Annotated in this window: 18 protein-coding genes; 10 read left to right on the forward strand and 8 right to left on the reverse strand. The window is 35.2% G+C overall.

The window, feature by feature from the left end; translation table 11 throughout:
* Positions 1-358: 358 nt before the first annotated feature.
* Both GA0061080_RS03675 and GA0061080_RS03680 read right to left on the reverse strand, forming a co-directional pair.
* Complete coding sequence (locus GA0061080_RS03675) at positions 359-565, reverse strand: hypothetical protein (protein ID WP_091121234.1); 207 nt, start codon at positions 563-565, stop codon at positions 359-361.
* A 180-nt stretch (positions 566-745) separates the two neighbouring features.
* Complete coding sequence (locus tag GA0061080_RS03680; protein WP_091121237.1) at positions 746-1960, reverse strand: pyridoxal phosphate-dependent aminotransferase; 1215 nt, start codon at positions 1958-1960, stop codon at positions 746-748.
* Between the two features lie 581 nt (positions 1961-2541).
* On the opposite strand from GA0061080_RS03680, the gene GA0061080_RS12535 reads away from it, so the two are divergent.
* Positions 2542-2700, forward strand: a complete 159-nt coding sequence (locus GA0061080_RS12535; RefSeq protein WP_167349175.1) for a hypothetical protein — start codon at positions 2542-2544, stop codon at positions 2698-2700.
* Positions 2701-2756: 56 nt separating this feature from the next.
* Here the strand turns inward: GA0061080_RS12535 and pntB are convergent, their stop codons facing one another.
* A complete protein-coding gene (gene pntB / locus GA0061080_RS03685; protein WP_091121241.1) occupies positions 2757-4148 on the reverse strand; it encodes a Re/Si-specific NAD(P)(+) transhydrogenase subunit beta in 1392 nt (463 codons plus the stop codon).
* A gap of 15 nt (positions 4149-4163) precedes the next feature.
* A complete protein-coding gene (pntA, locus tag GA0061080_RS03690) occupies positions 4164-5696 on the reverse strand; it encodes a Re/Si-specific NAD(P)(+) transhydrogenase subunit alpha (protein ID WP_091121246.1) in 1533 nt (510 codons plus the stop codon).
* Between the two features lie 329 nt (positions 5697-6025).
* Here pntA and mukF point away from each other — a divergent pair, with 329 nt between their 5' ends.
* The 3 genes from mukF to mukB are packed head-to-tail and all read left to right on the forward strand — an operon-like array spanning position 6026 to position 12547.
* Complete coding sequence (gene mukF, locus GA0061080_RS03695; RefSeq protein ID WP_091121251.1) at positions 6026-7348, forward strand: chromosome partition protein MukF; 1323 nt, start codon at positions 6026-6028, stop codon at positions 7346-7348.
* Positions 7349-7391: 43 nt separating this feature from the next.
* The gene (mukE, locus tag GA0061080_RS03700) at positions 7392-8126 is read left to right on the forward strand and encodes a chromosome partition protein MukE (protein ID WP_091121453.1); all 735 of its coding nucleotides are present in this window, start codon (positions 7392-7394) and stop codon (positions 8124-8126) included.
* 2 nt (positions 8127-8128) lie between these two features.
* Positions 8129-12547, forward strand: coding sequence for a chromosome partition protein MukB (mukB, locus tag GA0061080_RS03705; RefSeq protein WP_091121255.1), 4419 nt, complete (start codon positions 8129-8131; stop codon positions 12545-12547).
* A gap of 239 nt (positions 12548-12786) precedes the next feature.
* On the opposite strand, the gene GA0061080_RS03710 is transcribed toward mukB, so the two are convergent.
* A complete protein-coding gene (locus tag GA0061080_RS03710) occupies positions 12787-13308 on the reverse strand; it encodes a LemA family protein (RefSeq protein ID WP_091121258.1) in 522 nt (173 codons plus the stop codon).
* A 434-nt stretch (positions 13309-13742) separates the two neighbouring features.
* On the opposite strand from GA0061080_RS03710, the gene GA0061080_RS03715 reads away from it, so the two are divergent.
* The 5 genes from GA0061080_RS03715 to rpmE all read left to right on the forward strand — a co-directional run bounded on the left by GA0061080_RS03715 (position 13743) and on the right by rpmE (position 17648).
* On the forward strand, positions 13743-14204 hold the full coding sequence (locus GA0061080_RS03715; protein WP_091121262.1) for a DUF721 domain-containing protein: 462 nt from the start codon (positions 13743-13745) through the stop codon (positions 14202-14204).
* 52 nt (positions 14205-14256) lie between these two features.
* A complete protein-coding gene (locus GA0061080_RS03720) occupies positions 14257-14661 on the forward strand; it encodes a Z-ring associated ZapG family protein (RefSeq protein WP_091121266.1) in 405 nt (134 codons plus the stop codon).
* A 91-nt stretch (positions 14662-14752) separates the two neighbouring features.
* Positions 14753-16126: a Do family serine endopeptidase gene (locus GA0061080_RS03725; protein ID WP_091121270.1), complete on the forward strand. Its 1374-nt coding sequence runs from the start codon at positions 14753-14755 to the stop codon at positions 16124-16126.
* A gap of 112 nt (positions 16127-16238) precedes the next feature.
* Positions 16239-17291 (forward strand): outer membrane-stress sensor serine endopeptidase DegS, encoded by a 1053-nt coding sequence (degS, locus tag GA0061080_RS03730; protein ID WP_091121272.1) that lies wholly within the window; start codon positions 16239-16241, stop codon positions 17289-17291.
* Positions 17292-17432: 141 nt separating this feature from the next.
* A complete protein-coding gene (gene rpmE, locus GA0061080_RS03735) occupies positions 17433-17648 on the forward strand; it encodes a 50S ribosomal protein L31 (protein ID WP_065636780.1) in 216 nt (71 codons plus the stop codon).
* 86 nt (positions 17649-17734) lie between these two features.
* Here rpmE and metJ read toward each other — a convergent pair whose 3' ends face one another.
* Positions 17735-18052: a met regulon transcriptional regulator MetJ gene (gene metJ, locus GA0061080_RS03740; protein ID WP_091121276.1), complete on the reverse strand. Its 318-nt coding sequence runs from the start codon at positions 18050-18052 to the stop codon at positions 17735-17737.
* A 174-nt stretch (positions 18053-18226) separates the two neighbouring features.
* Here metJ and metB point away from each other — a divergent pair, with 174 nt between their 5' ends.
* Complete coding sequence (gene metB / locus GA0061080_RS03745; RefSeq protein WP_091121280.1) at positions 18227-19393, forward strand: cystathionine gamma-synthase; 1167 nt, start codon at positions 18227-18229, stop codon at positions 19391-19393.
* Between the two features lie 688 nt (positions 19394-20081).
* Here metB and citX read toward each other — a convergent pair.
* Both citX and citF read right to left on the reverse strand, forming a co-directional pair.
* On the reverse strand, positions 20082-20663 hold the full coding sequence (gene citX / locus GA0061080_RS03750; protein WP_081300198.1) for a citrate lyase holo-[acyl-carrier protein] synthase: 582 nt from the start codon (positions 20661-20663) through the stop codon (positions 20082-20084).
* 29 nt (positions 20664-20692) lie between these two features.
* Entirely contained in the window at positions 20693-22222 is a 1530-nt protein-coding gene (citF, locus tag GA0061080_RS03755; RefSeq protein ID WP_091121288.1) for a citrate lyase subunit alpha, read from the reverse strand.
* Positions 22223-22230: the final 8 nt, after the last annotated feature.

Here is a 22230-nt window from a genome sequence, read left to right on the forward strand (position 1 = left end):
ATTTTTTAATTTATTTAATAAAATCCAAATTAAAAATCCTGTTTATGGTTTAAATAAAAAATAAACCCCGAATTATATCGAGGTTTGTCATCAATCTGACCCTGTTTATCGGGTTTTTTTTATTAAAAATTTGATTTAAGATAATTTATTGTCAATAACTTAACCAAATTTATAACCGCTTTCTATTATTTATTCACTTAATAAAGATTGTTTTAATTAATTCATTGTGTCAGGAGGTGTTAATTGTGGATCGGCTACACTAATTCATACAACTTTTTTAAGGGGTAAATTAATCACAACTAAAAAAGAACAAATATGAATAAGATTAAACGCAAAAGACGAACATTCAATGATGATTTTAAACACCAAATGGCAAAACTTTACATACTGAGTTTTCTTGATCCAGACAATCGGTTGTTTGAATGATATTGAGCAGAAAATAAGTACCGTCATTACTTTTTAAAGGTAACACTTCGACCGAATCATCGAATAAAGGTTGGAGTAGCTCATAGGCACGCGGGGTAATGATATGAACGCCAACATCATTTATATCATTAAAATCCATATCTGTAGAAATGCCTCGCGTCGTTTACAGTAGTTTCTCTAATTCCTGTAAATAACGCTAGGAATTCCTTAAAATAATGATTATGTTAATATCAATTAATGCGATTTGAATTATAGATAATAGGGTTAATTTAATAGTACAATCCCCAATTATATTGGGGGATTTAATTAAAATTTTCTTTTATTGTTTATATTGAGATAAAAACTTAGCAAACCTTCCAATAGCATCTTCAAGTTCACCTAAATAAGGTAAAGCAACCATTCTAACATGATCTGGTTTATGCCAGTTAAAACCAGTTCCTTGCACAAGTAAGACTTTTTCTTGTAATAAAAAATCTAAAACTAATTTCTGATCATTGTGAATATTAAACTTTTTTTGATCAAGTTTTGGAAATAAATACAATGCACCTTGTGGTTTGGTGCATGAAACTCCAGGAATATCATTAAGCAAACGCCATGCTAGCATACATTGATCGTACAAACGTCCGCCAGGAGTGATAAATTCATTAATACTTTGGTAGCCGCCTAGTGCTCCTTGAATAGCATGTTGTAATGGCACATTAGCACATAAACGCATGGATGCAAGCATATTCAAACCTTCAATATAGCCTTTTACATGGTGTTTTGGACCACAAAGCGCCATCCAACCTTGCCTAAATCCAGCTACACGATATGTTTTTGATAGCCCACTCATGGTAATGACAAATAAATCGGGAGCTAATGCAGCAATGGAATGATGCACAGCATCATCATATAAAATCTTGTCGTAAATCTCATCGGCAAAAATTATTAAGTTATTTTGACGAGCTACTTCGGCGATCTCAAGTAATACTTCTTTACTATAAACTGCCCCCGTTGGATTATTTGGATTAATAATGACAATGCCTTTTGTTTTTGGTGTGATTTTTTGTTTAATATCATCTAAATCTGGCGACCAATTTGCTTCTTCATCGCAAAGATAATGTACAGCATTACCTCCAGACAAGCTAATAGCTGCTGTCCATAATGGATAATCTGGCATAGGCACAAGTATTTCATCACCACTATTGAGTAATGCTTGCATGGACTGAACAATGAGCTCTGATACGCCGTTACCAATATAAATATCTTCAACATCCAAGCTGGTGATCCCTCTAGCTTGATAATGCTGCATGACCGCTTTTCGTGCAGAATAAAGCCCTTTTGAATCACTATATCCTTGTGAGGATGGCAAATTGCGAATAACATCAACCAATAATTCATCTGGTGCGGCAAAACCGAATGGGGCTGGATTTCCAATATTTAGTTTTAGGATTGTTTGGCCTTCTTCTTCTAATCGTTTTGCATGTTCAAGAATTGGTCCTCGGATGTCATAACAAACATTATCCAATTTTTTGGATTTTTGGAAATTTACCATAATATCGCTCTTTTTTATTTTTACTGAAAAAATAATCTACTCCTATTTAGATAATTTTTAAAGATATTATTATGATAAGCTTAAAAAATATCATTTATTTGAGTGAAATTTATACATCATAGGGATGTAAAATAATTTTAAACGCAATAAAACCATCGGTTCGGGAATTAAGCATCTGGTTAAACTTGAAAAAATCCATTGGAGATAAATTAAAACAGTAAGCTAAAGGAGATAACAAAACCTACTTGAGAGAAATGCTACAGGTTGATACCAAAGGTTTACCTTTACTTAAAAATAAAACCAAACAGCAAACTAGAGAATTTTTGCTTGTTGGTATAAATATGATTTTTTGGTTTTTTACATAAACATAGGGCGTTCCTGAAACTTCTTGACAAAAATGGCGCTGTCTTTGTTGGTTAGATAAATGTTTATGTAGATAAACTGCGATAACTAGCGTATCAAGCAAAAGTCGACAAAAATCACCTACCTATAAACCAATAGGAAAGCCGTTAAAGGATTATTTTAATCATGAATGTAAACAACTCGGCGTTTTTATACCTGATGCAATGCATTTTAGTTTCATGCAAATTTGTAAATCAGGTGCTATAGATATTTTAGAGCAAGAGGCTAAAGGAGAAGCAATCATTTGTAAAGATGGTGGGAATCGCATAAGGACAGAGATACGCCGTGAAATAACGGATCAAATAATCGATTTTTTAGCTAAGGTGAATTTAAATTAAGTGCCTATTTTAGAAATATACTGCGGCAAAAGCCGCAGTAATACTTTTAGTGATACTTAAAGGTTTTGTAGTACTTTTTCAACACTGTCTTTAGCATCACCAAATAGCATATAGCTATTTTCTTTAAAGAATAGTGGGTTTTGTACACCTGCATAACCAGTATTCATTGAGCGTTTAGAAATAACAACCGTTTTTGCTTTCCAAACTTCAAGAACAGGCATGCCTGCTATTGGGCTATTTGGATCTTCTTCTGCCGCTGGGTTGACTGTATCGTTAGCTCCAATTACCCAAACCACATCAGTATCAGGGAAGTCATCGTTGATTTCATCCATTTCTAATACAATATCATAAGGCACTTTTGCTTCGGCTAATAATACATTCATATGCCCAGGTAAACGTCCTGCTACTGGGTGAATACCAAAACGAACTTCTATACCCATACCACGTAGTCTTTCAGTAATATTACTTACTGCACCTTGAGCTTGAGCAACTGCCATACCATATCCAGGAACAATAATAACTGAGCGGGCTTCTTTTAATGTTTGCGCAACTTCGGCTGGTTGCATTTCACGGTATTCACCTTGTTCTTCATCCGATGAACTAGCTGCGCTACCATCGCTACCGAAACCGCCAGCAATAACACTAATAAATGAGCGGTTCATCGCTTTACACATAATATATGAAAGAATTGCGCCTGATGAACCAACTAATGCGCCTGTTACAATTAATAGATCATTGCCTAACATAAAGCCTGCTGCTGCTGCTGCCCAACCTGAATAAGAATTTAGCATTGAAATAACAACAGGCATGTCAGCACCACCAATTGAAGCAACAAGATGGAAACCAAACACGAATGCAATAATTGCCATGATCAACAAACTAATTATTGCACCAGCGCCACTTTTTACTTCAACAAAAGTAAACATTAAAATGATAGAAACAACAATTGCTGCTAGATTCCAATAATGTTTATTTGGAATTGATAATGGTTTTGAGCTAATGCGTCCATTTAATTTACCAAATGCGACAACAGAGCCGGAGAAGGTTACTGCGCCGATAAAGACACCAACAAAAATCTCTACTAAATGTACAGTTAACTCACCACCTTGAAAATTTTGAATGTGTGGATCTAAATAACTGTTTAAGCCAACTAGAACAGCAGCCATTCCAACAAAGCTATGAAGTAGTGCAACAAGCTCTGGCATTTGAGTCATTTCAACTTTTTTAGCCAAATATAAACCAATTACAGCACCAATAATCATTGCAATAACTATCCAGTGTAATCCGCCTTTAATACTTGCAACTGCTGCAATAAGTGCGATTACCATACCAATCATACCGTAAATATTACCAGATTTGGCAGATTCTTGGTTGGAAAGACCTCGTAAACTAAAGATAAAAAGTAATGCAGCAATAACATAGGCTGCTTGAATGATTCCATTACTCATAATGTATGCTCTCCTTTACTTGCCACGTTGGAACATTTTCAGCATTCTTTGAGTAACAAAGAATCCACCAAAAATATTGATACTAGCAATCAAAATAGCAACAAAAGCAATTGCCGTAGTTAAGCCATTATCATCACTGACTTGTAATATTGCTCCGACCAATATAATTCCAGAAATTGCATTAGTTACCGACATTAGTGGTGTATGCAAAGAATGTGTAACATTCCATACAACGTAGTAACCAACAACGCAAGATAATGCAAATACAGTAAAATGCCCTAAAAAGCTTTCAGGAACGGAGTTTGCAAGCCAGAAGAAAACAATGAGAACTAAAGCTAAAATACCATATTTTTTGCGAGGATCCATTGGCTTTGGTTCTGGTTTAACAATTGGCTCTGCTGCTTTTTTCTGAGGTTGAGCAGATACTTGAATCGGTGGTGCTGGCCAAGTGATTTCTTTATCTTTAACCACAGTTACACCACGAATTACAACATCTTCAAAATTGATATCAATATTACCATCTTTTTCTTTAGCAAGCAGTTTTAATAGGTTAACAATGTTAGTACCATAAAGCTGTGATGCTTGTGCTGGCATACGATTAGCTAAATCAGTATAACCAACAATTTTAACATTGTTATCTGTTTCGAAAATTTCACCTGGTTTAGTTAATTCACAGTTACCACCAGTTAACGCAGCCAAATCAACAATAACACTACCCGGTTTCATTGATTCAACCATTTCTTTCGAAATGAGTTTTGGAGCTGGTTTACCTGGAATTAGTGCAGTTGTTATGATGATATCAACATCTTTGGCTTGCTCTGCAAACAGTGCCATTTCAGCTTCAATAAAGGCCGCTGACATTTGTTTAGCATAACCGTCACCAGAACCTGCTTCTTCTTCAAAATCTAACTCTAAAAAGTCAGCTCCCATGCTATTAATTTGTTCGGCAACTTCAGGGCGGGTGTCAAAAGCACGAACAATTGCCCCCAGACTCACCGCTGCGCCAATGGCTGCAAGGCCTGCAACACCTGCTCCAATAACTAATATTTTAGCTGGAGGTACTTTACCAGCAGCAGTAACTTGCCCTGTAAAGAATCGACCAAATTGATTTGCTGCTTCAATAACTGAACGATAACCAGCAATATTAGACATTGAGCTTAATGCATCTAGAGATTGTGCACGTGAAATACGTGGTACACAATCCATAGCCATTACAGTAATATTTTTGGTGGCTAATTTTTCTAATAGCTCTTTATGTTGAGCTGGATAAATATAGCTAATAAGGGTTGAACCCTCTTTCATTAAAGAAATTTCATCATCGCTTGGCGCATGAAACTTCAAAATTAAATCATTTTGCCAAACATCTTGTGTGTTTTGAATTGTGGCTCCAGCATCAATAAAAGCTTGGTCTTCATAATGAGCTGCATGTCCAGCGCCTTGTTCTACGGAAACTGTAAAGCCCAGTTTTAACAGTTGTCCAACAGTCAAAGGAGTTGCTGCAACTCTAGCTTCATTGGCTAACCGTTCTTTAGGTATACCGATATGCATTTCGTTACGTCCTTATGTTAGTTTATAGATAGAATGTAGATTGATTTTAGCATAAATAGATTTCTGTGCGAGTAGGGAATCTATTTTTTATTTAACAAATAAAAATTTTAAATTACTTTAGTGATATTTATTAGCTAATATTATTATGATGCTATATATAAACAATCATGATTTGAATAATACTGTTTTAATTCTTTCTTCGAATTCCATTACAAATTTACTCTATATTGTTATATAATTAGTGCTATTTTTATTTATACCTTGAGCCTTGAGATATAAATGCTATGAGGTATGTTTAGATTTTATTCTCCTTGAATTAAGGAAATTTTATGATTGATTTTTCCCAATCTGTGCCAGAACTGGTCTCTTGGGCAAAAAAGAATGATTTTTCAATTGCTTTGCCTGTGGAAAGGTTAGCTTTTTTATTGGCTATTGCTGTATTGAATAGCGAGCGTTTTGACGGTGAAATGACTGAGTCTGAATTAATTGATGCTTTTAGACATGTTTCACAAATTTTTGAACAGAGTGAAGACACTATTACAGTACGAGCCAATAATGCTATCAATGATTTGGTACGCCAACGCTTAATCACACGTTTTGCAAGTGAAATGACAGATGGTTTCTCGATTTATCGTTTAACTCCACTAGGAATAGGCATTTCTGATTACTATATTCGTCAGCGAGAATTCTCAACGCTGCGTTTATCCATTCAATTATCCATTGTTGCGCAAGAATTAAAACGTGCCGCAGATGCAGCTGTCGAAGGTGGTGATGATTTACATTGGCATCGAAATGTCTTTGCGCCATTAAAATATTCAGTCGCTGAAATTTTTGACAGTATCGATATTACACAACGAGTGATGGATGAACAACAAGCTGATGTTAAACAAAATATTTCAGCCTTATTAAGTCAAGATTGGCAAGCAGCAATTAGTAGTTGTGAAGGATTGTTAACTGAAACATCACAAACATTGCGTGAGCTGCAAGATACTTTAGCTGCTGCAGGCGATAAATTACAAGCTAGCTTACTTTTAATACAAGATGCGACGCTTGCTAACCCTGATCTTGATAAAATTAATAATGTGGTTATGGACCTACAAGGTAAGCTTGATCGCATTATTGGTTGGGGGCAAAAAGCGATTGACCTTTGGATTGGTTATGATCGCCATGTTCATAAATTTATTCGTACCGCTATTGATTTAGATAAAAATCGGGTGTTTTCGCAACGCTTACGAAAATCGATTCAAGGATACTTTGATTTGCCTTGGTCACTCACTTTTGCTAATGCCGATCGCTTACTAGATATGCGTGATGAAGAATTGGCACTACATGATGCTGAGGTAACTGGAGAATTACCTTCGGAACTTGAATTTGAAATGATTGAAGAGATTCAAGAACATATTATTGCCCATATTGAACAAAATTTAATGGTATTCAAGCAAGAAAATAAACCACTTGATATGGGCACAACCATTCATAGCTATTTGTCTCAGTTCCCGCGCGAACAACATTTTGATATAGCAAGATTATTTATTGATCAGGCCATTCGCCTCGGTATTGCTGAAGATGATTGGCTTGGAATTCCTGCCGAATGGAAACCTATTAACGATTATGGAGCTAAGGTACAAGCACATGTCATCAACAGATACTAACGATTTCGAAACACAACAAACTGCACATCATCTTGATGAAGTTATGGGGCGCATAGCAGCGAGTTCTCAGGCTTCTATCGATAAATATATGCCCGTTAAGTTGGTCCAAGCAATTGCTAATCCTATCTTTCCTGAGCTGGATAGTTTATTACGCTCTGGCCGTCATATTGGTATTGATGAACTTGATCATCATGCTTTTCTAATGGATTTCCAACTTGAACTCGAGCAATTTTATCAACGTTATAATGTTGAGTTAATTCGTGCGCCTGAAGGATTTTTCTATCTTCGTCCTCGTTCAACAACATTGATTCCACGTTCAGTATTATCGGAACTTGATATGCTTGTTGGCAAAGTTCTTTGTTATTTGTATTTAAGTCCCGAGAGATTAGCGCATGAGGGGATCTTTACCTTACAAGAATTATTTGATGAACTGGTTTCATTAGCAGATGAAAGTAAGTTACTCAAATTAGTAAACCAACGTTCAACAGGTTCAGATTTAGATCGCCAAAAACTATTTGATAAAGTGAAAACAGCGCTAAATCGGTTGCGTCGGTTAGGCATGATTTTTTTTATTGTTGGTAATGACAGTAGCCGTTTTCGTATTAATGAATCAATATTCCGTTTTGGTGCGGATGTACGGAGTAGTGATGACGCACAAGAAGCGCAATTACGCCTGATTCGAGATGGCGAAGCAATCAAAATCGAATCATCGCTTATTTTAGACGATAATAATGAAGAACAAAAACAAGATGAAGACGTTAATGAGGAGACTGAATAATCATGATTGGACACGGTAAATTTCACTCATTAACTTTGATAAACTGGAATGGTTTTTTTGCACGAACGTTTGAATTAGATCAATTAGTTACGACATTATCTGGTGGTAATGGCGCAGGTAAATCAACTACCATGGCGGCTTTTGTTACTGCATTGATCCCTGATTTAACTTTATTACATTTTAGAAACACCACAGAAGCAGGTGCTACATCTGGATCACGTGATAAAGGTTTGCATGGTAAATTAAAGCCCGGTGTTTGTTATTCAATGCTAGATGTGATTAACTCTCGTAATCAGCGAATTATTTGTGGTGTACGTTTACAACAAGTAGCTGGACGTGATAAAAAAGTCGACATCAAGCCATTTTTACTACAGGGCCTACCAGTTGGTATTAGTCCAACAGAATTAGTAACCGAACGTTTAAACGATAAACAAGCGCGAATCTTATCGTTACCAGAGTTAAAAGATAAAGCCGAATCAATGGAAGGCATTATCTTTAAACAATTTAACTCTATTACTGATTATCATTCGGTTATGTTTGATTTTGGTATTTTACCAAAACGCTTACGCTCTCCATCCGATAGAAGTAAATATTACCGTTTGATTGAGGCCTCACTTTATGGTGGTATCTCAAGTGCCATTACTCGTTCTCTGCGTGATTATTTATTACCAGAAAATAGTGGTGTGCGAAAAGCTTTCCAAGATATGGAAGCAGCATTGCGCGAGAATCGGATGACTTTAGAAGCTATTCGAGTAACACAATCAGATCGTGACTTATTTAAACACTTAATTACTGAATCAACTAATTATGTGGCAGCTGATTATATGCGTCATAATAATGAACGCCGAGTTCATATAGAATCAGTACTTGGCTTGCGTCGTGATATGTTTAAAACGCAAGATCTGCTTATTAGCAATCAATATCGCCAAGTTGAAATGGCAAAAGAACTTAAAGAACATCAAGATGCGCAAAATGATTTGGAAACTGACTTACAGGCTGCTAATGATCACCTCAATTTAGTGCAAACTGCATTACGTCAACAAGAAAAGATCGACCGTTATCAAGCAGATTTAGATGATTTAAACTTAAAGTTAGAAGAACAAAACGAAGTAGTGCTTGAAGCAAATGAACAGTACCAAACCTATCGTGATCAAGTAGAACAAACAGAACAAGAAGTTGACGAAATCAAAACTCAATTAGCTGATTACCAGCAGGCTCTTGATGTTCAACAAACACGGGCAATTCAATACCAACAGGCTTTACAGGCATTAAAAAATGCTCAATCATTATGCCAGTTACCAAAACTAGGTATTAGTAATATTGAAAATCACTATGAATTGTTTGAAGAAAAGCAAAAAGAGATCACCGAACAAGTTCTTGAGCTTGAGCAAAAATTAAGTGTATCTGATGCGGCGATTAATCAATTTGATAGAGCTTATCAACTAGTTGTGAAATTAGTGGGTGATGTTACCCGAAGTGAAGCTTTTGCGGCAGCTAAAGAAGCATTAAGACAATGGCCATCACAATGTTATCAGGCTGAGCAGGCCGAACATTTACAACTACAACTTGATGAACTAGAACAACGATTTTTTGAACAAAAAGAAGCTGAATCATTATTAACACAATTTTGTAAGCGTATTGAACGCCAAGTTAATTACGATGAACTAGATGAGTTAAAGCAAGAGCTCGAATTGCAATTAGACGAAAGTGCCGAACGGGCTAACGAATCAAGTGAAAAGCGTATTGAATTTAGACAAGAACTTGAACAAATTCAATCGAAGATTACTGAATATCGACAAAAAGCACCGTTATGGTTAAAAGCTCAAGATGCGTTAATTTCATTGCAAGAACAAACCGGTCAAGTGTTTAGCCATAGTCAAGCAGTTACGCAACACATGCAACAACTGCTTGAACAAGAACGCTTACTTGTCACTGAGCGAGACCAAATTAGCTTTAGACGCAACCAATTAGATGTTCAAATTGAGCAACTAAATCAACCTAGTGGTGTTGATGATGGTCGTTTGTCTTCGTTAGCAGAACGATTTAATGGTGTATTACTTTCTGAAATTTATGAAGATGTAACAATTGAAGATGCGCCTTATTTTTCAGCATTATATGGCCCATCAAGACAAGCCATTGTGGTGCCAGATTTATCACTAGTTAAACAGCAATTAGAAAGCCTTACTGCAAGTGATGAAGATTACCCAGAAGATATCTATTTTATTGAAGGTGACCCATCATCGTTTGATGATAGCGTATTTAATTGTGAAGAGATGAATAAAGCGGTACTTGTCAAAACAGGTGATCGCCAATGGCGATTCTCAAGCTTTCCTAAAGTACCACTATTTGGTCGTGCTGCTCGTGAGATTCACCTTGAAAAATTATCTAGTGAACGTGATGAATTACATGAGCGCTATGCAACTATCTCATTTGATTTACAAAAATTACAACGAATTGAACAAAATGTTGGGCAATTTATTGGCCAACATTTAGGAGTTGCTTTTGATATCGATCCTGAAGCTGAAGCACAAAAATTAACGACAAGACGCACTGAAATTGAACGACAATTATCGTCTCAGGAAAGTATTGATAAACAAAATCAGCAACAAGTGACTAATTGCAAAGAACAATTAGCAACCGTAAATCGCTTGGTTGCGCAAATGCATTTATTAGCTGATGATGATCTGGCTGATAGAGTTGACGATTTACGTGAACAAGTTGCACAAGCACAAGAATCTGTGCAATATGTTAGCCGTAATCGCAATACCGTTTCAGAACTTGAACCAATTTTAGCTGTTTTACAAAGTGATCCAGAGCAGAACGAAGCATTACGTGAACAATACAATACGGTTAAAGCACAACAACAGACCATCCGCCAACAAGTTTTTGCCTTAACTGAAGTAATGCAACGTCGTGCCCACTTTAGCTATGAAGACTCGGCAGGTATGTTAAATGAAAATAGTGATTTAAATGAAAAATTACGTTCTCGATTAGAAGTTGTCGAAATTCAAAGAACTGAAGCACGCAGTCAGATGCAACAGTATCAAGACAAATACAATCAATATAATCAAACGCTAGCTTCGCTTAAAAGTGCATTTGAAACCAAGCGTGATATGTTGCATGAGCTACAAAAAGAAATTGAACAAATTGGGGTAAAAGCCGATGCGATCACTGAAGAACGTGCTCGATTACGTCGTGATGAAATCCATCAAAAATTAAATAACAATCGTCAACATTGTACATCGCTTGAAAAGCAACTCATTATGTGCGAAAGCGAAATGACACAATTGCAAAAACGGCTAACTCAAACACTGCGAGATTATAAGCAACTACGCGAACAGGTAGTACAAGCCAAAGCGAGGTGGTGTTTAGTCTTAAGGCTTGTTAAAGAAAATAGTGTTGAACGGCGTTTACATCGTCGTGAACTTGCCTATTTAAGTGCTGATGAGCTACGTTCTATGTCAGATAAAGCATTAGGTTCCTTACGTTTAGCGGTTAATGACAATGAACATTTACGGGATGTATTGAGACTATCAGAAGATCCAAAACGCCCAGAACGTAAAATTCAATTCTATATCGCTGTTTACGCACATTTGCGTGAACGAATTCGCCAAGATATTGTTAAAACTGACGATCCAATTGAAGCCATTGAACAGATGGAAATTGAATTGTCACGCTTGACAGAAGAACTCACTTCGCGTGAACAGCAACTGGCAATTAGCTCGAAGAGTGTATCGAATATTATTCGTAAAACCATACAGCGCGAACAAAATCGTATTCGTATGCTTAACCAAGGATTACAAGCAGTGGCATTTGGTCAAGTTAATGGCGTGCGTTTAAATGTCAATGTTCGCGAAGCTCATTCAACTCTTTTAGCTGCACTTGCCGATGAGCAAAATGAACATCAAGATCTATTTAGTAATAATCGTATTACCTTCTCAGAAGCGTTAGCTAAACTCTATCAACGTTTAAATCCACATATTGATATGGGACAACGAACGGCTCAAAATATTGGTGAAGAACTGCTAGATTATCGAAATTATCTTGAAATGGATGTTGAGGTGAATCGAGGTGCAGATGGTTGGTTACGTGCTGAAAGCGGTGCATTATCGACGGGTGAGGCAATTGGTACAGGTATGTCAATTTTACTTATGGTGATTCAAAGTTGGGAAGAAGAATCCAAGCGACTTCGAAATAAAGATATTTTACCATGTCGTTTGCTATTCTTAGACGAAGCAGCTCGACTAGATGCCAAATCCATTGCAACACTGTTTGAACTTTGTGAACGATTAGAAATGCAATTAATCATTGCTGCTCCAGAAAACATCAGTCCTGAAAAAGGAACAACCTATAAACTAGTACGTAAAGTTATCAATAACCAAGAGCATGTGCATGTAGTTGGTTTGAAAGGCTTTGCTTAATATTCGATTATTTTTTGCTTTTTCGCCGACAATTGTCGGCGAAATTTTGGTTGAAAATACAAACAAACTATGAGTTTCTTAAATTCAGTTAAATTATATAAAAAGAAGACCCAATGGATAAATTAAGAGATTACTGATTATTCTTGCTGGTTCTTCTCTTGACTCTTATGCTCTTTCGATTCTTTAATTTTTTTTACATTTTCAGTTGCTACAGATGCCATTCTAACCCATAGTGTCCCTTAAAATTTTGCCATCATCAGTTTTAAATGATGGAAGTTGCCTATTCCATTTTCATCTACTTCAAAATAGGTGGCTGCAACAAAACCAAGTTTACTTGCATAAAATAAATGAGGAATACTACCACGGGTTGAATTATAAATTTGAACAGCAGCGTTATAAGCCTCTCTTCTTTCTAAAATAGTATTTTCAATTTCATCAAGCTGTGTCATCAATTGTTGATAAGTTGAATTCGCTTTTAAATCAGGAAAACGGTTAGCCATCATCTGGACATTGCCTATAATACGTGATGTTTGAGAGGATGTAATATTTGCATTAGAAACACTGTCGCTCTCAGTAATAGTGAAATGAACTAACTTTTCGTGATCACCATAATTAGATGCTATATCATGTCTTTTCTTTACTGTTACATAAATATTTGATTGTTTTTGTTTAACATTTTCAGCTAAATGTCTAAGCTTATTGTATGCAAAAAATAACCAAATTAAAGCTAGAATTAATACTAGGAGAAAATTTATTAACATAAAGTAAAAAATTCCTTATAATCGAATTTCTATATTTTTATTGTTTGACATATTACATTAAAGGGGGAGGCCAAAATTTTCTGTTGTTTATTGGTCTCTAATAGGTTATTTATGATTCAATTGTAGTGTATATTTTTATAGCCCTTTATGTATATATTCCTGATTTTATTTAGCTAACATATTTAAAATAATTGCAAGCAAGCTAAATTTTACGTAACATAAATTTATTCATTTTTCAATTCATTATAAGATGGTAAATTATTTTTAGATGTTGTAGAAATTACGCTAATCTAGTAAAAAGGTGTTTATCAAATTGTAAATAAAGTTTTTCAATAAGACTTTTACCTATAAATAAGATAAATTATTACACTAACCATTCTTTTAGTTTTTTAGAAAATAACTTTTATTGTTCAAAAAGGAGAGGTAGTTAAAATATGCGTTATAACGAACCAAAAATGTTAACGTCAATAGTGACGCATGCCTCTTGTTTGTCTAAAATTCAAGATAGAACTAATGCATTAAAAACATTATCTAAAGTCGTTAGTGATTTATTACCCTCACCACTGAGTGAACAATGTCGTGTAGCTAATTATCGCCAAGGCATTTTAATTTTAGAAGTAAGTACCGCTGGCTGGCTGGCTAGATTGAAATATGAACAAAGTAATTTAATCTCAGAGATACGAAAAACTGTTTTGCCATCCCTGTCATCTATTCAATATTTGATTAATCCAAATATAGCGGTAAAGTTATCACAGCGGCAATTCCAAACATCTAACTCATCGTTAGCTTCGAGTGTGATGACAATTAAAAGTTCAATGTTTTTATATGCATTAGCAGAAAATGCACCAAACAAGTTAAAAAAACAATTGATAAAACTTGCCAACCATGCAAAATAAGAACTGATAACAATACATTAATTTTATATCTTAAAGACACAAGGAGTGAGTTATGGATAAACATATGTTTATTTATCTTATAATTGGGTTAGTAATTGGCTTTATTTTAGGCTACATTTTTATGAATATTATTAGTCCTAAGGCTCGTAAATATACGAAAATTAAACAGGAGCTAGATCAAACAAAGGATGAATTAGTTGAACAAAAACAAATGATTGCCAAACATTTTTCTCACAGTGCGGAAATATTGGATAATATGGCAAAAGAGTTTCGCCGTCTTTATCAACATATGGCTGAGAATTCTACTCAATTTATTCATAGTGATAAAGGATCATCTTTGGATTTTGACTCTACCTCTGATTCAGATGAGTCAAAAGAAGCTATGCTTGATAAGCAACCAAGAGATTATTCAGATAATTCATCTGGCTTATTTAAAACAGATGAAAACAAATCTTAACTAAGATTAACTGTGATAATTTTATTTGCCATTAACTAATGGCAAAATATTTTTATAGAGATTAATTTTTTGTAAAAGTGAGAGTTATAAAATGATTGATTCATTAAAAAAACAAAAAAAATTGTTAAGTATTATGGCATTAAGCTTAGGATTGAGTTTATCTGCTCTTCCAAATGCTTTTGCTTCTTTTCCTCCTATCTCAACTGATAATAATGCACAGCAACCAAGTTTAGCCCCTATGCTTGAAACGGTATTACCTTCAGTTGTCAGTATTAAAGTTGAAGGCACTGCGCAAATGCAAAACAATATGCCAGAGGAATTTAGACGATTTTTTGGTTATCCGGATAGTCAATCAAGGGCTTTTTCAGGCTTGGGGTCAGGTGTGATTATTGATGCTGAAAAAGGCTATGTGGTCACCAATAATCATGTTATTGATAATGCTGATAAAATAACAGTTTCATTAAATGATGGTCATGAATATAAAGCAAAACTTATTGGTAAAGATCCACAAAGTGATATAGCTTTACTTAAACTTGAAGATGCAAAAAAATTAACCGCAATTAAACTTGCAGATTCAGATGAGTTACGTGTTGGCGATTACGTTGTTGCAATTGGTAACCCATTTGGTATTGGTCAAACAGTTACTTCTGGAATCATTTCAGCGCTTGCTCGAACAGGGCTTAATATGAATGGTTTTGAGAATTTTATCCAAACTGATGCATCAATTAATCAGGGTAACTCAGGTGGTGCGTTGGTCAACTTGAATGGTGAGTTAGTTGGTGTAAATACCGCAATTATTGCTCCTAGCGGAGGTAATGTTGGTATCGGTTTTGCAATCCCAAGTAATATGGTAAAAAATCTAACTTCTCAACTTATTGAATATGGTGAAGTGAAACGTGGTGTACTTGGTATAAAAGGTAATGAGTTAACTTCTGATATTGCAAAAGCATTTGGTTTAGATATTCAAAAAGGTGCATTTGTTAGTGAAGTTCTTGATGATTCAGCAGCAAAAGTGGCTGGAATTAAGTCAGGAGACGTTATCGTTTCAATGGATGGTAAGCCAGTAGATAGTTTTGCTGAACTACGAGCTAAAATTGCAACAACGGGGGCAGGCCGAACAGTAAAATTAGGATTAATTCGAGATGGTAAAGAGATAACAGTTGATGTTAAATTGAAAAATAGTGACGAAACCACAACTGAAGCAAAATCATTGCATTCTGCTCTTGATGGTGCAACGCTTATCAATGGAGAAATTAAAGGGCAAAAAGGTGTTTTAATAGAAAATATTGCTAAAAATTCCTCTGCATCTCGACTCAGCCTACAAGAGGGTGATCTTATTATTGGTGTTAATAAAGAACGAGTAACAAATATTACAGATCTTCGTAAAATTATTGATAGTAGCCCATCGGTAATTGCATTGAATATAATTCGTGGTGATAGTCGTTTATATTTAATTTTACGCTAATTAACTTATTTTTATATTGTCGATGCTTTGGCATCGACAAAAACTCCAATTTTAACCTTTATACTTATGTGTTAAAATCTTTACTATTCATCTCATTATAACTCTAAAATTAATGCTCAAAAAAATTCTATGGCCAATCTTAATTGGTGCTGTTTTAGCTATTGTTTTATTGATTATTTTCCCATCTTTACAAAAAGGAACTCAATCAAATTTTCCAAACTCAATTTTTAGTGATAACCCATTAAGTTATTCTAGTGCTGTTAAAATTGCAGCCCCTGCTGTAGTTAATATTTATAGTCGCTCAATTAATTCTTTATCTCAAGGATCACAAAATAGTGCAATAACTCCGCTTGGTTCTGGGGTAATTATGAGTAAGCAGGGATATATTGTGACTAATTACCATGTTATAGATGGTGCAGAACAAATTATTGTTGCATTACAAGATGGACGAATTTTCGAAGCGCTGTCTGTTGGTTCTGATAAGCTAGTGGATATTGCGGTGTTAAAAATTGAAGCAACTAATCTTCCAACTATATCCATAAACCTGAAACGTGAACCAAAGATTGGTGATGTGGTTTTAGCAATAGGTAATCCTTACAATATAGGTCAAACCATTACACAAGGCATTATTAGTGCCACTGGTCGTGATGGGTTAAGTCCTTATCGAAGACAAAATTTTATTCAAACTGATGCATCAATAAATCATGGTAATTCTGGCGGAGCACTAGTTAATACCAAAGGTGAATTAATGGGGATTAATACTCTCACCTTTGCAAAAAATTTAGGGAACGATGTTCCAGAAGGTATTGGATTTGCGATTCCAACTTCTTTAGCTGTAAAAATTATGAATAAATTAATCCAGGATGGAAAAATTATTCGTGGTTATATTGGGATTGATGGTTTAGAGTTTGCGCCAACTCAAAATCCAAGTGATATACCGGTGGTATTAGGTATTTTAGTCACCAATACTGAAGGTCCTTCGTTACAAGCAGGCGTACAAACAAATGATATCTTGATTATGGTAAATAACAAACCCGTTAAATCAATAGTTGAAACAATGGATGAAATTGCTGAGTTGAAACCTGGCACAACAGTCCCCATTATTGTATTGCGAAATGGTGAAAAAGTTGAGTTACAAGTAACAATAGGACAGTTACCTGTTTAATTATCCTTTTGTAGCTTGATTATTTAACCTTTAAGGCATATAATTTGCAGCCTTATCATGTTTTTTAGCCCTCGTATGGTGTATAGATTTTGCTTTTATAGCCATTTATATAGCGATACGAACAAACTTTAGAGGTTTATTATGAAAGAAGGTATCCATCCAGAATATACTGCAATTAATGCAACTTGCTCTTGCGGTAACGTAATTAAAACTCATTCAACTATTGGTCATGATATTCATCTTGACGTATGTGGTGAATGCCATCCGTTTTATACAGGTAAACAACGTGATGTTGCAACTGGCGGACGTGTAGATAAATTTAAACAACGTTTTGCTATGGTTGGCGGTAAAAAATAATATTGCAATAAGCAATAATAAAAAGGCAGGCGCTTAATGCGCCTTTTTATTTTTTAAGACAAAGTTAATATTAGAAAGATAATCTTTTACTCATCAATTAAGCTAGGATCGATACCTAAGTTTTGCATTATTTTTTGCGTTTTCATCGGAATACCATCTTCTCGGTCTTTTCGCAAATCTTCATCACCAGGTAAAGGTTGACCTGTGTAAGCATGAAGAAACGCTTCACATAATAATTCACTATTTGTTGCGTGACGCAAATTATTCACTTGTCTACGAGTACGCTCATCAGTTAGTATTTTTAATACTTTAAGTGGAATTGACACTGTGATTTTTTTTACCTGCTCACTTTTTTTACCATGCTCTGCATAAGGGCTTATGTATTCGCCGTTCCATTCCATCATTGTTCACCAAAATTACATCACAAATAATGTGGGTAATTTTATCTTTTTTTTCAGATTACTGCAATCTACACATCAAGACAGTTAGACGTCTAGACATGTTGACGTCTTTTTTTTATGTGTTATGCTTAAAGGACTAATCTTATATTAAATAAAATATTGTTTGAGGGCATTATCATGACTATTCAAACTGAAAACTTAAGTCAAGGGACTATTGCTGTTCGCGGTGGATTAAATACTGATGATCAATATGGCAGTGTTGTTCCCGTTATTACTCCATCTACTTGTTATCGCTATGAAGCATTTGCTAAACCAAGAGAGTTTGACTACGCTCGAAAAGCCAATCCTAGCCGTCGCTTGGTAGAGCAAACAATTGCTAAACTTGAAGGTGGCATTGATGCCATTTTAACTAATTGTGGTATGTCTGCTATTCATTTAATCAGTGTTGCATTACTAACGCCTAATGATTTAGTTGTGGCACCACATGATTGCTATGGTGGTAGTTACCGTATTTTTAATAGTTTAAGTCAACGTGGTTATTTTAAAGCCAAATTTGTTGACCAATCCGATCCTATTGCATTAAAAGAAGCACTTAGTCTTCGCCCTAAATTAGTATTAATTGAAACACCAAGTAATCCTTTATTACGGGTTGTTGATATTCAAGAAATTGCAGAGCAAGCCCATCAAGTCGAATCATTAGTTTTAGTCGATAATACCTTTATGACGCCGATATTACAAAAGCCTTTGGAGCTTGGTGCTGATATTGTCAGTCATTCTTGTACTAAATTTTTAAACGGACATTCAGATTTATTAGCGGGAATTTTAGTCTTTAAAGATCAGCAACTAGCTACGGATGTTTTATGGTGGGCTAATAATATTGGCACGATGACATCATCATTTGATAGTTATCTTCTGTTACGTGGATTAAGAACGCTATCAGCGCGGGTAAAATTACAGCAGGACAATGCACAAAAAGTTGTTCAGTTTTTAGCTAATCACCCCAAAATAGCTAAAGTTTACCACCCATCTTTACCGTCAAACCTTGGGCATGATATAGCCCAAAAACAGCAAAAAGGCTTTGGCTCATTACTTAGTTTTGAATTAGTAGGTGATGCTGATACCATGCCAACGTTTTTACAATCGCTTAAAATTTTCACCTTAGCTCAATCACTTGGTGGTGTTGAAAGTCTTGTATGCCATCCTGCAACGATGACTCACTCAGGCATTAGTGCTGAGGCTCGAAAAACAGCGGGTATTTCCGATCAGTTATTGCGTATTTCTGTTGGGTTGGAAGATATTGCCGATTTACTTGCTGATTTAAAACAAGCATTAGCAAAAGTTTAATTTTTAAGTTTTATCTACAGTTAGCTATTTGGATTAATGAAATAGGTTTATTTCGTTAATCCTATTGTTTTTATATTCTTTGAGATGTAGAAAAACGTCGGGTTGTTTGCACTTCATGATTAAAATAATCCTCTAAACGCATAAGGTGTTTTCCCAAAAATCGTTTTGGACGGTTTAACGGTATTATGAAAGTTAATAAATCTATAAAGTTTTGTTTTTTATAATTTAAACCGCTAAATATTTGCTAGTTATGCCATATTTTAATTTGAAATACATATTACTCTTTTGATTTTTTTAATTTCCAAACGGTATAGACTCCTGAATATTTTTTACAAAAATATAATCTAAAAAGCTCACAATTGAGTAATTACTCAATTGTGAGCACAGCTTACCTAAAAAATTACGTCGTTTATTTTAGTTTTTTATGTTAATCGCAGTAATGTTATTTAATGTCATGTGAGCTTTTGAGAGTTATAAATAGCATGTTCTAGATAGACGCTTGGCCTCGATATGTCGTATTTTTCTAAGATAGATTTTTTATAGCGTTTAGCAAATCAGTAGCAGTTATTTTTTTTATGATATCAGCACCATATTGCTTGTCTGTGATACTGGGGATGTTGTTTTTTTTATGTACATTTATTACAGTAGTTTCTCAAATTACTGTAAACAACGTAATTAATTTCTACGTCTAATACATTGGCTTGCTAAAATAGTCGTTTGTTATTTTTTCAATGGCAGAAAAGACCTCATCAATAGTGTGTTTTCTGCTTCGACTACATACTTTAGCCATTTCTTGGCAGACTAAACATTGTCTTGAGTGGTGATCAAATTTAGCGCGAGAAATACTTTGTTGGGTTATTGGGTCTATGACATCAATATCCCACAGGCGACCTAAAGGATGATTATCTTCGATATTAATACAGTACTGCTTTAGTACATCGGCAGCGCATTTTGCGATAATAATGGCTTCATAGCCAGTAATGTGATGAAATTGGATTTCATGTATTAATGGAATGCTGTTTTTTGATAAGCTGTTGTGTATAGTGGCAATGGCCTCTTTAAATAATCGACTGGCGCCACTACTATTTTTTATTGGGCCGGGAATAACTAAGCTTAATGAAATAAGCGGATAATGATAACGTTTTATTGCTTCTTGTTGGCTTTGTACACGTTTTTCTTTAGCCAAGAGCATCTGTTCAAGTGTGATAGGGGTGCCATCATCAAATTTAATTAATAGATCATTCATAATGAAAAATAAGTAGCATGACATCGACTAATGCCATGCTACCTTGTGGTTAATTAGTCCTTAACTTGACGAACCACATCAATGACTGAACCATCACGGAAATGGACAATACCAATGATTTTATCATTAAATTCAATTGGTTTTGGTTCACCCGTTAAGGAAACAGCACGTTGATATAGCTCTTCAATACTCATGACTGGCAAATTAGCCGCTTTTAATCGTTCTGCAATTTCAGGGCGAGCAGGGTTAACCGCTATACCATGGTCAGTAACAAGAACGTCGACACTTTCACCCGGCGTTACAACTGTTGTCACTTTCTTAATTACAGTAGGGATTCGGCTACGAATAAGTGGCGCAACAATAATAGTTAAATTTGCACCAGCAGCGGTATCACAGTGACCACCTGATGCGCCACGCATAACACCGTCAGAACCAGTTAATACATTCACATTGTAATCAAGATCAATTTCTAAAGCACTTAAAATAACAATATCAAGTTCATCAACACTTGCACCTTTTGATGCTGGGTTTGCATAGACATTCGTTGAAACTTCGATATGATCTTTATTTTTACCTAAAGATTGCCCCGCAGTGCCGTCAAAACTTTGAGTATCTAATAAACGTTTAACTAATCCTTTTTCGTGAAGATCAACAATACTTGCTGTAATACCACCTAAAGCAAATGATGCAGTGATATTTTTCGCACGCATGCGATTTTCAAGGAAACGAGTTGCTGCAGTTGACGATGCACCAGAACCAGTTTGGATTGAAAAACCATCTTTAAAATAACCAGAGTGTTCAATAACATCAGCTGCATAACGAGCGATCATCAGTTCGCGTGGATTGCTAGTTATACGCGCTGCGCCCACACTAATTTTAGTTGGATCACCCACTTCATCAACTTTAACAATATAATCAACTTGATCTTGACGAATACTTGCTGGGTGATTAGGGTAACCAACGATATCTTCAGTCAGTAATACCACTTTTTTAGCAAACTGAGCGTCAACCATGGCATAACCAAGAGCACCACATTGTGATTTACCTGATACACCGTTAGCATTACCTTGTTCGTCAGCTGTTGAAACCGCTAGGAATGCGATATCAATATCAATTTCACCACTTTGGATTAATTTTACACGCCCGCCGTGAGAATGAATATGAACAGGGTTTTCCATTAAACCGTGTGAAATGGCATCAGCTAATTTACCACGCAAACCTGATGTATAGATCTTGGTAATCACACCTGATTCGATATGAGGGATAAGTGCTGCATTACAACTTAATAAAGAACTTGACGCTAATGTTAGGTTTTTAATTCCTAATTTGCTAATCGTCTCAACCACTTTGTTGATAACCTTATCGCCTTCACGAAATGCATGGTGAAAAGAGATAGTCATACCATCACGCAATTCACATTTTTTAATTGCTTGCTCAATAGAATCACACAATTTACGCGTGTATTTAGACTCATCTTTTAAATATGGAGTTGTTGCGTTAGCATCAACAAAAGGCTTAATATTCTTGAGATCAGGGTGCTGTTTAAGCAAATCATCAATTTTTTTGTTTATAGAAGTAGTCATTTTTCAAT

Source organism: Gilliamella intestini, assembly GCF_900094935.1.
GTDB lineage: Bacteria > Pseudomonadota > Gammaproteobacteria > Enterobacterales > Orbaceae > Gilliamella > Gilliamella intestini.